8 protein-coding genes and 1 pseudogene are annotated in these 13,509 nt (G+C 38.9%); 2 read left to right on the forward strand and 7 right to left on the reverse strand.

Annotated elements, in window-relative coordinates; translation table 11 throughout:
- Positions 1-15: 15 nt before the first annotated feature.
- Both D0T84_RS14995 and D0T84_RS15000 read right to left on the reverse strand, forming a co-directional pair.
- A complete protein-coding gene (locus D0T84_RS14995) occupies positions 16-333 on the reverse strand; it encodes a DUF3467 domain-containing protein (protein WP_163308671.1) in 318 nt (105 codons plus the stop codon).
- Positions 334-454: 121 nt separating this feature from the next.
- On the reverse strand, positions 455-886 hold the full coding sequence (locus tag D0T84_RS15000) for a YbaN family protein (RefSeq protein WP_163308672.1): 432 nt from the start codon (positions 884-886) through the stop codon (positions 455-457).
- 775 nt (positions 887-1,661) lie between these two features.
- Between D0T84_RS15000 and D0T84_RS15005 the strand changes: the two genes are divergently transcribed.
- Positions 1,662-2,561, forward strand: a complete 900-nt coding sequence (locus D0T84_RS15005) for a PfkB family carbohydrate kinase (protein WP_163308673.1) — start codon at positions 1,662-1,664, stop codon at positions 2,559-2,561.
- Between the two features lie 165 nt (positions 2,562-2,726).
- Here the strand turns inward: D0T84_RS15005 and D0T84_RS15010 are convergent, their stop codons facing one another.
- Positions 2,727-3,941, reverse strand: a complete 1,215-nt coding sequence (locus tag D0T84_RS15010; RefSeq protein WP_163308674.1) for an MFS transporter — start codon at positions 3,939-3,941, stop codon at positions 2,727-2,729.
- 158 nt (positions 3,942-4,099) lie between these two features.
- On the opposite strand from D0T84_RS15010, the gene D0T84_RS15015 reads away from it, so the two are divergent.
- A complete protein-coding gene (locus tag D0T84_RS15015) occupies positions 4,100-5,479 on the forward strand; it encodes an aminopeptidase C (RefSeq protein WP_163308675.1) in 1,380 nt (459 codons plus the stop codon).
- A 632-nt stretch (positions 5,480-6,111) separates the two neighbouring features.
- Here the strand turns inward: D0T84_RS15015 and prmA are convergent.
- The 4 genes and pseudogenes from prmA to dnaE form a co-directional block, all read right to left on the reverse strand.
- Complete coding sequence (gene prmA / locus D0T84_RS15020; RefSeq protein ID WP_163308676.1) at positions 6,112-6,951, reverse strand: 50S ribosomal protein L11 methyltransferase; 840 nt, start codon at positions 6,949-6,951, stop codon at positions 6,112-6,114.
- Positions 6,952-7,070: 119 nt separating this feature from the next.
- Positions 7,071-7,835 (reverse strand): annotated as a pseudogene (locus tag D0T84_RS15025) (alpha/beta hydrolase family protein); the annotation flags it as partial.
- Positions 7,836-7,971: 136 nt separating this feature from the next.
- Positions 7,972-8,289, reverse strand: a complete 318-nt coding sequence (trxA, locus tag D0T84_RS15030) for a thioredoxin (protein WP_163308678.1) — start codon at positions 8,287-8,289, stop codon at positions 7,972-7,974.
- 94 nt (positions 8,290-8,383) lie between these two features.
- Positions 8,384-12,133, reverse strand: coding sequence for a DNA polymerase III subunit alpha (gene dnaE, locus D0T84_RS15035; protein WP_163308679.1), 3,750 nt, complete (start codon positions 12,131-12,133; stop codon positions 8,384-8,386).
- Positions 12,134-13,509: the final 1,376 nt, after the last annotated feature.

Genomic DNA, 13,509 nt, shown 5'->3' on the forward strand with positions numbered 1-13,509 from the left:
AATAAATACCCGGATTTAAGCCTCGCCTATCGGCCCATTGATAGGTGGGAGAAAGCCCGGAGGCTGATTATCCACCTGAATAGTTCCATTTTGAGACTCAAACCGGTTTATATTATCATTTAAGGCATATAATAACCGCTTGGCATGTTCCGGCGTAATCACAATGCGCGACTGCACCTTTGCTTTAGGCATTCCTGGCAAAATACGTACAAAATCAATAACAAACTCTGATGAAGAATGGGCTATGATAGCTAGATTTGAGTAAATCCCCTGAGCTATATCTTCCGGTAATTCTATTTGTATCTGATTATTCTGATCATTATTGTTCTCCATATTACACTAGATTATTTTCTGTCTTTAAATAGCCCTCTTATACAAAGGAAAAGAATTATCATAAAATAACAAAATATAACATCTATATTTTATAACATAAAACATATCGCTTTTATTGTTTTCAAGAGGCTTTCAAGCTGCCCCTGTCTCCGTCGTCCTCATTTTCTACGGGTAGTAATAGTCTAACCCGTCTTTTCTTTTTCCGCAGGACGATTATCTGTGCGACAGTACCGATGGCACCCAACACAAACATAACGTATTGCATTACCTCATTGTTCGTGAATACCGTAAAAATAGTTAAGCATATCATACACCACATAATGGCAAGGGAAATAAGCAAACCTTTTATACTAAACCCTTCATTAACCTGGCGGATATAACGTCCTGTCAATTTGTGATCCATCAACTTCTGATGAAGGTAGGGCGAACTTTTAGCAAACAATACACCTGTGAGGAGGATAAAAGGAGTAGTAGGCAGTCCGGGAGTTACAATCCCCAACAATCCCAGGCCTAACGATATTAAGCCTAATGTTATGTACAAATATTTTATCATCTCTATTATTGTGTGTAAACTTTATTCAAATTCAGAAACTGTTTAAATTTTATTCGTTCCAATTTTTAGAGATGTTTTAGAGATGTTTTTTTCTTTCTTGAAACGATAATAGCGGGCTATTTGAGTTGAGAGAAAGGAAAAAACAGCCGAAAACAGCCTAAAAATGAACGAAGAAAAAGGTATAATAAAATATTCGTATAAAATTTAAACAGTTTCTCAATATTTGAACGAATAACAAAGAAAGGAAAAAAGTATGAATAAATGCAAAAATAATCAGATTTTAATATTTACATAAAATCTATCTTTTGTGAAAAAATAAAATTACGTCTTATTCTAACGCACCCTCCCGGGCTTGTTTTTACTTTTGGAACTTTGGTCAAAAGGAAGGCTAAGAAATATTATTATATAGCCTCATGTAATATTATTAATGCGAATCAAGGGTTAAATGTGCCGTCAGGCACATCGTATTGGTAGAAACATGAATGAAATTCGTTTTTTTGTGCCGTCAGGTACAAAACGTGAATTATTATGCACATATTGCGTACCTGACGGCACGTAATAGACAGGTTAAAGCATCTTTCTACCAACATTCAGTCCCTAAAGGGACAAAAATAGCATATTTAACCCTTGATTCGCATTATTAACGCCCTTTAATATATTGCATTTTGGGGTAATTGCCCACATGAAACAATATATCATTATAACTTTGTCAAAGTAACAAACCTTTTTATATTGGTTAATTTACTATTTTTGCATTTCAAAAAAAAATTAGATAATGCAAAAACATGACCTTTGTTGTATCGGGCACATTACTTTAGACAAAGTGGTTACACCCAGAAGTACTGTACATATGCCCGGCGGCACAGCTTTTTATACATCACACGCCATTCGTCACTTCGATGATATAGATTATACACTTGTCACATCACTTGCGCAGTCTGAGATGGACGTAGTGGACGATCTACGGTCGAAGCATGTGGATGTACATGTGGTACCAAGTAAACATTCCGTTTATTTCGAGAACATCTATGAGGAAAATCAAAATAACCGTACTCAACGCGTTTTAGCAAAAGCCGATCCTTTTTCGGTAGATTCGCTCAAAAATGTAGATGCTGGTATATTTTTACTGGGAGCTTTGCTTGCCGATGACTTTCCGTTAGAATTAGTCGAATATCTTTCGACAAAAGGAATGATTGCCATAGACTCTCAAGGGTATTTAAGGGAAGTAAGAGAACAGAATGTTTACCCGATAGATTGGGAGAATAAAATAGAAACACTTAAATATGTCGATATACTGAAAGTGAATGATCTGGAAATGGAAGTACTTACAGGTATGAAAGACATAAAACAAGCCGCGCAGCAATTGCACTACTGGGGAGTAAAGGAAGTACTTGTTACTTTAGGCAGTCTGGGCTCAATCATCTATGATGGAAAGGATTATTATAAGATACCCGCTTACAAACCCAACGAGGTTGTTGATGCCACCGGGTGTGGCGATACCTATGTTACAGGTTATCTATACAAAAGAGCGAAAGGCGCAGGCATAGAAGAAGCCGGAAAGTTTGCAGCGGCTATGGCAACAATAAAAATAGAAGGTTCAGGCCCTTTCAATGGGACAAAAGAGGATGTGGAAAACAGAATAAGAACAGCTGAACAAATAATACCTGAAATATAATAATACTCTGCATAAATGAAGAAGAGGGTGTGTCAAAAGTCTGAACACACCCTTTTTTAGCGTTTTTTCTTCGAATCTGTATCTGAGACCGATTTCAAATACTCAATTCTCAGAGAGTAAATTTTACTTTTGACACACCCTCTTCTTGTTATTTAATAATAATGCTTACTTTTTTAAAGACCGCCCAAAAGATACTGCCGCTATAATACATAATCCGACAAGGCTTACTACCAGATAAGCCCATTTAGGCCCGTATGCATCAGAAACCGCACCCACCAGAAGCGGAGATACAAACGGCCCAACAAAGCTAATACTCGACATTATTGTCAGTGCCGTCCCTACAGGTGTTTTAGCCTTATCGCCTACTATACTATAGATTGTAGGCACCACACAGGATATTCCTAATCCTATAAGCATAAAACCAACAGATGTGATAATAACCTGAACTATCATAGTATCGGAATAACCGATGAAAAGGGATGAAGTAATGAAACCGGCGAAAATAAGCCCCCCTGCTATCTGCAACACGGTCTTCTTTTGCCATATTGTGTAAGCAAAGTTAGTAAGCATACGTCCGGCAAACATCATTACCATGAATACAAGGAAACCGACCTGTAATGATTCAGGCGCTTTTATTACAGACTGAAAATAGACATCGCTCCATTCAAACATCGTATTTTCAACGATAAGAGCCAACAGCCATACCAAGCCCAGTTGGATAAGTAATGTCTCAGGCATACGTAATCCTTTCGATCTTACCGAAGATTCTTCCGCCTTTACTTTTTTCGGTTCTTTTACTACAGTGGGCTCTTGCAAGTATTTATAGTTCAATATGATTATCAATATAGCAATAGCGGCCATCGCCAAAAAGTGATAGAATGTAATAACGTTCAGGTTTATCATCGTATAACCAATAACAGCCCCAACACAGGCAGCCAGGCTCCAGCTGGCATGGAATGTAGCTATTATAGGCTTTCCATAAATACGCTCAACCTCTATTGCCTGCGTATTCAACGAAATATCTGTCATATTCCAAAAAGTACCGAACAAGAACAGTGTAATACCTAAACCCGTGATTCCGGGTACGACACTAACCACGAATAAAGATAGTGCGTATCCCACAATACTTATCAGTACTGTTTTTTTACTGCCTATGCGCTGTAATAAAAAGCCGACTATGGGGATTGCCACAAATTTACCTATAGGAAGTAAAAACATTAGGAGACCATAATGTAAATAGCTTTCTACATTAAAGTCTTTTTTGATATCCGGTAAGCGGCTGGCCCAACTGGCAAAACATAAACCTTGTGCTATAAACAATGATAATACGGCATAACGTATTCTTTGTTTGGAGTAGACTTGCGGCATTTCTGATGTCATTCTAACTGATATTTTTTCTTAAACGATGCAAAGATAAAAGTCTTTGATGAAGAATAGTAATTATGTTAAACAAATATTTATATAATTGATACAGAAAGCTAATATTCCCAGGAATCGTTACTTTTGTAAAATACGTATTTATATAAAAGTAACGATTCATGAAAAAACAACTATTTACCGGAGCATTATTATGCCTTTGCCTTGCTGCTTCGGCTCAAGCGATCACAGATAAGGAGCTTCAGGAAATTCAATCAAGTTTTGAAAAAGACGCCTCCACCAAAGCTATCCAAAACATTCTGACTACAAATGCCAATATAACAGCGAATGCGCTGAACCGTGATTTACAAGGCAAGACAGACCACTATTTCAAATACAGGGTAAATGTGAAAGGCATTACCGACCAGAAAAGTTCGGGACGCTGCTGGATGTTTACCTCAATGAATGTACTGCGTCCGTCAATTATGGAAAAATACAATCTACCTGAATTTGATTTCTCCCACAACTACCTTTACTTCTGGGATATATTCGAAAAAGCGAACTTATTTCTGGAAAATATTATTAATACAACTAAACTCCCATTCGACGACCGGACTATAGAATATCTTTTCAAATCGCCTACAAGTGACGGAGGTGTATGGAATCTCTATTATAATCTGGGAGAGAAGTATGGCGTAGTCCCTAAGGAAGTAATGCCGGAAACCGCGCATTCGAATAATACAAGACAAATGATTAGCCTGTTGAATGAAAGGCTCCGCGCAGGCGGATACAAGCTCCGCCAACTGGCTGCGTCAGGTAAGAAAACGCAAGATATGAGGGATGAAAAAACGATTATTCTGAAAGATGTGTACCGCATCCTTGCATTATGCTTGGGCGAACCACCAAAGCAATTTACATGGAGGTACAAGGATAGAAACGGAAGCATCAGGGAATTGAGCAATTATACCCCTCAACAGTTTTACAAGGAAATAACCCCTTCGGATTATTCTCCCGATAACTATATCATGATAATGAATGACCCTACCCGTGAGTATTACCAGCTATATGAGATACAAAATTATAAGAATGCAATAGAGGGTATCAACTGGATATACCTGAACCTGCCAAACGAGGATATTAAAAAAGCAGCTTTAGCTTCTATCAGGAGCAATGAAGCCATGTACGCATCATGTGATGTAGGAAAACAAATGAACAGGGAGTCGGGGATACTGGATCCTGATATGTACGATTATGAATCTTTGTTAGGCGTAAATTTGTCTATGGACAAAAAAGCCCGTATATTGACTCGTCAAAGCGGCTCAAGCCATGCAATGACTCTTGTCGGGTGCGATACTGATATAAGTGACCAACCTGTAAAATGGGAATTTGAAAACAGCTGGGGTGCAGGTTCAGGCAACAGAGGTTATCTGACATTTACCGACAAGTGGTTTACCGAATACATGTTCCGGTTGGTAATTCATAAAAAATATTTGGACGACAAAGCCCGGGCTTGTCTGGGACAAAAAGCAAACCAGTTGCCAATGTGGGATTACATGAATTAGAACAATAAAGGTAAAACTGTATAAATCAGATATATTTGTTGCTAATTAATGTTATACGAATAAGCGGATGATACTAATATCTGTTAAAAAAATGAGGAAACAGGCACTTATATGTTAGCATAATTTATAAAAAATATGTTTTATAATATGTTTTTTTATTTGGCGAGGACTCATAAATGTCGTTCCTTTGTATCGATAACCAAACAATCTTTATTTACCTTAAAGCCTAATACCTAATTAACTCACACATAAGAGGAGGTTTCGATTCAGAAGCCTCCTCTTATGTCATTTAAGAGGATTGTTGTTTTTAGGGATAAGCCGAAAATCCAACAAAATATCCGACAAAATAGTTTTACCGGAACGCATTAAAAGAAAGTATAAAGAGCCGGAAAAGCTAAGAGTCTGTTTAAATTTTATAGCAAATCTTTTTTATAGCTATTTTTAGATGGATTTTATCATTTTTGCTAGCCGAACCAACGGTCAGCGGAGCTAATTAGCGGGCTAAACCAAGAGTAAAAAGGGAATTGAAAATCGGCGGAGCCAAAAATACGGTAAAAAGAGCATAAAAAAATTGCTAAGAACTATTGACCTGAACCTGTAATAAAAATTTTCGCTAAAATTTAAACAGGCTCTTATTCTTTTTGATATTTTACGGCAGCCCAATGGTCTTTTTCTGTGTTATAACAGAATTTCAGGCCATGTTTCTTACATTCATCTGTAATTGCATTAATGTCTTCGATGTAAAAACCACTCATATATAAATACCCACCGGGGTTAAGAACAGAAACGTAGGTATGAATATCATTCAACAGTATATTGCGATTGATATTTGCCAGAATAACATCAAAGGTCTGATCTCCCAGAAGGTCTGCTCCTCCTATCTTAACTGTAACATTATCCACTTTATTCAATGCCAGATTCTCGATGGCATTATTATAAGCCCATTCGTCTATATCTATAGCAGTTATTGGGTTTGCACCCCGCATAGAAGCTAATATAGCCAGAATAGCAGTACCGGTACCCATATCGAGTACAGACTTTCCGTTAAAGTCATCTTTCAGTATTTCCCTAATCATCAGTTCTGTAGTCTGATGGTGCCCGGTGCCGAATGCCATCTTAGGATCCATGAAAATATTATACTCATAAGTAGCCGGAACATTGTGGAATGTACTCTGTATAATACATTTATTGTCTATAATCAATGGTTGAAAATAATTCTTCTCCCATTCTTCATTCCAGTTACGCCCTTCTATAGTCTTGTATGTATAAGTTATTTCTGCATCGACAGGAAGATCGTGTATAATCTCATTTAACTTTTCTTCATTGAATACTTCTCCCTGAATATAAGCTATTGTGCCATTTTCGTCTTCAACGAAGCTTTCAAACCCTATTTCTGCTATTGTAGCCGACAGTACGCTATTCACAATATCATTGTTTGGCGTACATGCAAATTTCACTTCTATATAATCCATAATTTTTTTGTGCAAAAATACACTTTTATTTTATCTTCCTATTTTAATATTCGGTATATGTAAATGATAAAAAAATTAATAAAAAAAGCCTTTCTCCATTAACAATATTTCATCTTTCATTGATTCTTGATAATAAAGTCCACTATCGGCCGGGGATTACTCAAACTATGTGGGTGATGCTTCCCGCCTTTTTTCAGGATAAGCTCTATCTTTCCTCCTAAAGCTTCGTAACGGCTCTTCAAAACACCCATATTCTCCTCGTAAGGTACTTCATCATCGCTATCGCCACATACTGTTATAATGGGAATATTAGCTTTTGCTATTGCTTCCAGATTGTCTATCGGGTTACCTTCAAAGTGCGCCATTTGTTCATCCGCCAACTGCCATTCGCTTAGTAAATCGGCCCAAAGGTTCGTATTTTTCCTGCCGGGCCAACTAAAAACATCGCATACCGGGGCATCTGCATAAATACATGCTACATATCCAGCATTCTTATTCGCCCAGTTAAAAACAAACAGCCCTCCCCTGCTGAAGCCTTCCAGTGTAACCCTGGAAGAAAGCCCGTAATGTCTGACTACATAGTTGTAAAAGGCTGTGCCCAGTTCCAGAGCTCTGGGGCTTCCGTACAAATGAGTCAGGTCGTAATATACCACATGAAAGCCCTCCTCCAGCAATGCCAGATCCACACTGGGAAAAGCGCCGAAGAATGCGGGACGCCATATCCAAGGATTACCTTCAGCCGCAACTTTAGGTACAACGACCACAGCTTCTCTGTCTTTGAATGTAAATTGATGGGTCTCAAAATCCTCTAACTTAGCAGGACGGTTACAGGAACTTAATAATAGAACGGAGCAAAGTAGCAGTAAATATTCGAGTCTTATCATATAAGGTATCTTTAAGACATCAAATATAGAGTTTTACAGTCCAATAATCAAGTAGTATATGATAAATTCAGGTATATATAACAAAAAACGGCTTACCAAAGAAACGAGGTAAGCCGCCTTCCTATACTTATAATTGTTACTTTAACAGTTTCTCTATCTTATCCACCAAAACAGCTTTCTGTGCCGCTCCTACTTGTTTATCCACTACCTCTCCGTTCTTTATGAACAGGATAGTAGGAATATTACGGATACCATATTTAGATGTAATCTCGTCATTGTTGTCAACATCTACTTTCCCTACGGTTACTTTGCCTTCATATTCAGTAGCAAGCTCTTCCACGATAGGGCCTACCATACGGCAAGGGCCACACCATTCTGCCCAAAAATCTATAACCAGCGGCTTATCAGACTTCAATATATCGTCAAAACCAGCATCTGTAATTTCTAAAGCCATAATTTTTATCTATTTATTTGTATATAATATTTATTTGATCTATTTTGTTTTTTGCACTGCAAAGGTAAATAATCTATTTTAGATATGAAAATAATCAGTTTACCTTGAACACGAAACTTTCATTTTCTACCAGATAATCAATAAGTTCCTGTTTTACATTTATTTTATAATTTCTGGAAAACAAGTCGACTTTCATATTTCGTTCCCCATCCACTACCTGAAAGTATAACAATGAATTGCCCGGATTGTTTTTAGTTAAAGTGGATAATTCTTCCACCATCTGCGAATTCATATCATGCAGAGGTAACGTTATAGTGATTTTTTCTATCAACGTATCCTTAACATCGGGTAATAAATGGATAGAATTAATTTTTAACTCCATCTGATTCGCATCATATTTACGACCTTGCACTCTGCCCCTGATAAAAACATACAGACCCGGACGCCCATATTTACCAAAATTGATATAATCATCCCCAAATAGAGGTATTTCTCCACTTCCTGTAAAATCCTCGATACGCAATATCATAAAAGGCTTGCCATTTTTTGTTATACCCTCACGCATATTGCTCACCAATCCGCCAAAAACAACCTCTTTATTTTTCAGGGCATCTTTGTCTTCGATTTCAGACATACCTACGTTACATACATAACTCAATATAATCTTAAATTCATCGAGAGGATGCGCCGATAAGTAAATACCGATCAGTTCCCTTTCTTTGTTCAAGCGTTCAAGATCCGACCACTTCTCTACTTTCGGTATATCGGGACGGGCTATATCGAAGGAAGAGTCATCTCCAAAGAGGGAGTTTGCCGCCTGGTTCTTATCTGCCTGATATTTATTCCCGTAACGGATAAGTAAATCGATAAATGTTTCCCCTTTGTTATTTACTCCAAAGAACTGCTCCCGGGTCATACCCGAAAACTCATCAAAGGCTCCGGCCAATGCCAGCGATTCTATATTCTTCTTATTACATGAACTGAGGTTTACACGCTCTACAAAATCGAATATATCCTTGAATGGGCCATTCTTCTCCCTTTCTTCAACGATATTCATCACAGCTCCCTCGCCTACTCCTTTCACAGCCGCCAGGCCGAAGCGGATATCGCCTTCCTTGTTTACCGAGAATTTAAGGTACGATTCGTTCACATCCGGCCCGAATACGTTTAAGCCCATCGCCTTACACTCATCCATAAACTTCGTGATTTCCGTAATATTGGATAAGTTTCGGGATAGTACGGCGGCCATATATTCCGACGGGTAGTTTGCTTTCAGCCATGCTGTCTGGTATGCGACCCACGAATAGCATGTGGCATGCGACTTATTGAAAGCGTAGGATGCGAATTTTTCCCAGTCGGCCCATATCTTATCCAACGTCTTTTTCTCGTGCCCGTTCTTGGTACCTCCGGCAATGAATTTCTCCTTCAGGGCGTTCATCTTATCAATAAGTTTCTTACCCATCGCCTTACGCAACTCGTCAGATTGCCCACGGGTAAAATCGGCAAGCAAACGGGAAAGTAACATCACCTGTTCCTGATATACCGTAATACCATAAGTATCGTTCAGGTAACGTTCCATGATAGGGATATCATACGTAATTTCTTCCCTGCCATGCTTACGGGCGATAAAAGACGGGATATAATCCATGGGCCCGGGGCGGTAAAGGGCATTCATCGCTATCAGGTCTTCAAACTTGGTAGGCTGCAATTCCTTCAGGTACTTCTGCATACCGGCAGATTCAAACTGGAACGTTCCGGTGGTCTTTCCCTGGCTATATAGTTCATAAGTTACCGGATCGTCCAGTGATATGGCGTCTATATCGATATCTTTCCCGGTTGTATGTTTAATGTTTTCTATAGCTTCTTTTATAATCGAAAGGGTCTTGAGCCCCAGAAAGTCCATCTTGATAAGGCCTGTTTCTTCGATCACCGTACCTTCATACTGCGTTACCAGTATATTTTCGCCCGTTTCCTTATCTTCGGCCGTACTTACAGGTACAATATCCGATATATCCTGCTGGCCGATGATAATACCACAGGCATGCACCCCTGTATTGCGCACATTCCCTTCCAGCATCTGCGCATACTTTAATGTATCGCGCATCACGGGGTCGTGGCTGCCGGCAGCCTCTTTCAGTTCGGGAACATAAGCAATGGCATCCTTTAGCGTTACTTTCTTCTTGTCCGGAATACGGTCGGGTACAAACTTAGCCAGACGGTTCGATTCCGTCAATGGCAGCTTCTGCACACGGGCAACGTCTTTAATCGCCGACTTAGTGGCCATTGTACCATACGTTATAATATGCGCCACACGCTCCTGCCCGTATTTGTCTGTTACCCATTTCAGTACTTTGCCACGCCCGTCATCGTCAAAGTCGATATCGATATCGGGCATGGATATACGGTCGGGATTCAGAAATCGCTCAAACAGCAAGTCATATTTGATAGGGTCAATATCGGTTATTCCCAAACAGTACGCTACGGCAGAACCGGCAGCCGAACCACGTCCGGGACCCACAGCCACGCCCATGTTGCGGGCTGCCGCTATAAAATCCTGAACGATAAGGAAGTATCCGGGGAAACCCATCGTCTTCATCGTGTTCAACTCAAAATCGAGACGCTCTATAGTCTCCGTATCACGGTCTTTCCCATAACGCTTATCCGCACCTATCATTGTCAAGTGACGTAGGTAATCCGATTCGAGTTTGATACGGATCACTTTATCGTAACCGCCTAAGCGGAAATATTCTTTTTCTCCGAATTCCTTTATCAGGTCTTCTTCAGAGTACATTATCTTATATCCTTCTTCGGTACCAAACGAAGCATCGATGGTAAAGAATGGCATCAGCGCATCCGAGTCGATAGAATAGAACTCCACCTTATCAGCTATTTCGAGCGTATTGCTCAATACTTCGGGATGGTCTGAAAATATCTGGTTCATTTCGGCTGTGGTTTTCAGCCATTCCTGTTTGGTATACCGCATCCGTTTGGGGTCGTCCAGATCTTTACCCGTACTCAGGCAGATTAGGCGGTCGTGCGCGTCTGCGTCCTCCTCGTTTACAAAGTGGACGTCATTAGTAGCGATCACTTTAACCCCATGCTTTTCTCCTAGCCGGAGCAGCTCGGCATTCACCATTTCCTGTAAAGGGTATGCTTCGGTATTTGCATCCGGACGATTTGTCTTATGCCGTTGCAATTCCAGGTAATAATCATCGCCGAAAAGATTTTTAAACCACTGGATGGTTTTCTCGGCTTCTTCCGTATCTCCGGCTGTTATTTTTTTAGGCACTTCTCCGCCGAGGCATGCGGTAGAGATTATAAGCCCTTCGTGATATTTCTCCAATAACTCCTTATCGATACGGGGACGCATATAGAAACCTTCTGTCCATCCGTATGAAATCATTTTGATAAGGTTTTTATATCCGGTCAGGTTTTTAGCCAAAACAACCAGATGCCACCCACTCATATCGGGCTTTCCTTCTTTCAGGTGCCTGCCACGACGTGCAACATAGCATTCACAACCGAGAATAGGTTTGAATTTCTTCGCTTCCTCTGCTTTTATATTGGCATTCAATTCTCCTATCCGGTCAGAGTTATCGGCTTCCTTATCGGCTTGCAATTGCTTTATTTCGGCTTTCATACCTTTTATGGCATCATCAAATTTTGAGTTTTTTTTCTTCACATAATTGAAAAATTCCTTGATGCCAAACATAGCCCCATGATCTGTCAACGCTATGGCTTTCATACCATCGCCAATAGCTTTTTCTACCAGATTCGGAATACTTGCCTGACCATCCAGCAATGAATATTGAGAATGGACATGCAGGTGTACAAAATTATTCATAATTTCATCTTCTTTTTATCACAATTTGTAAAGTTATAACAAATAGTATCCATATACTAAAAATTCAAACGGCAGTTTTCAACATCTCATTTTTTTAAAATTTTAGTTGAAGAAAACAACATGATTAAACAAGTTCTTATTAGTACATGATAAAAAATATTCAATATGGAAAACATTGAGAATTAACAAATTGTCCGAAAGGCAAAATATATGCTGTCCTGTCTTTCATACAGTGGTTTCTAAACTTTGCAATTTCCGCAGGCCGATACCCCAGTGTCTTCAAGCTAAGGCTGAAAGCCTTTATTATTTCAGCCCAATGGCAAGCGAAGCGTCGCCTTGGGTAAAGAGCATCTAACAGAAACTGCGCGCTGAAAGCGCAGGTTAAATTTAAAGAACAAGACCAAATCATATACCTGCGCTTTCAGCGCGCACGCTCTATATTTGGATATTCTGACCCAAGGCGTTGCCTTGGGCTGAAATAAGACGGGCTTTCAGCCCTGATCTTCGGTTCCATAATCCTTAAGTTGATGACACAGGACCGATAACATTCAGTTATGAATTGAATTGAAAATCAGCGGAGCTAAAATCAGCAGAGCCAAAATCTGGTTTTTCAAGCCTGGTTCAATGTTTTTTGTCATGTACTAAACAAGTTCTTATAAATTTTGTTTATCCAGTCCCCCTCGAGATCCGAAACAAAAAAGTAACAGGTTACACATATATCTTTTAGTGAAAAAACTCTATAATAAACTGTATATTAAATATATACACAAAACGCAAATTATAAAAAGTGACAAAAGTGACAGCTTTTCTACTTATTTTTACCTGTTACCTTTTTTCCTCCAATTATATCAAAGAACGCTTTATATAAGACAATTTTCTATGAAAAAACAACGGGTTGTACTACAAAAAAGTGACAGCCCCCCAATAAACAACCTGTCCCGAAGGGACTGGCTGGAAATACGACAATAAATATTATCTTTGAGCAAAACATTAACTTTCTACACACATGAAAAGAAAAATTTTGATATTTCTATTAGCATCAGTATTAATCTTATTCAACTCTTGCGCGGTAATAAATGCACTGTTCGGACATGATCAATGTCAATATCCCGACTGCGAGAACAACTGCGTAGAAAATTGCAACTATTGTATTATCCATTGTGATAAATATCAGGTCCCTTCCAACTTGAATAGTAAAGTTGATAAATCGATCAGAAAACAAATGGAACAATACAGACAAGAAAATAAAAAGAACAAATAAGAGCTTATTTAAGAGCCTGTTTACAATAGTTCGTTATAAAAACAGCTTTTTTAAGCGGCAATAGTCCCATATTGTTTTAGTTCATTAATTATCCGCTTATTTTTTTTAGAGTTTG

The organism is Dysgonomonas sp. 521, from assembly GCF_010501055.1.
In the GTDB taxonomy this organism is placed as follows: domain Bacteria; phylum Bacteroidota; class Bacteroidia; order Bacteroidales; family Dysgonomonadaceae; genus Dysgonomonas.

Bases quoted from the DNA above. Each gene is read 5' to 3' on its own strand.
- D0T84_RS14995 (WP_163308671.1), bottom strand. From the start codon at position 333: ATGGAGAACAATAATGATCAGAATAATCAGATACAAATAGAATTACCG.
- D0T84_RS15000 (WP_163308672.1), bottom strand. From the start codon at position 886: ATGATAAAATATTTGTACATAACATTAGGCTTAATATCGTTAGGCCTG.
- D0T84_RS15005 (WP_163308673.1), top strand. From the start codon at position 1,662: ATGCAAAAACATGACCTTTGTTGTATCGGGCACATTACTTTAGACAAA.
- D0T84_RS15010 (WP_163308674.1), bottom strand. From the start codon at position 3,941: ATGACATCAGAAATGCCGCAAGTCTACTCCAAACAAAGAATACGTTAT.
- D0T84_RS15015 (WP_163308675.1), top strand. From the start codon at position 4,100: ATGAAAAAACAACTATTTACCGGAGCATTATTATGCCTTTGCCTTGCT.
- prmA (WP_163308676.1), bottom strand. From the start codon at position 6,951: ATGGATTATATAGAAGTGAAATTTGCATGTACGCCAAACAATGATATT.
- trxA (WP_163308678.1), bottom strand. From the start codon at position 8,289: ATGGCTTTAGAAATTACAGATGCTGGTTTTGACGATATATTGAAGTCT.
- dnaE (WP_163308679.1), bottom strand. From the start codon at position 12,133: ATGAATAATTTTGTACACCTGCATGTCCATTCTCAATATTCATTGCTG.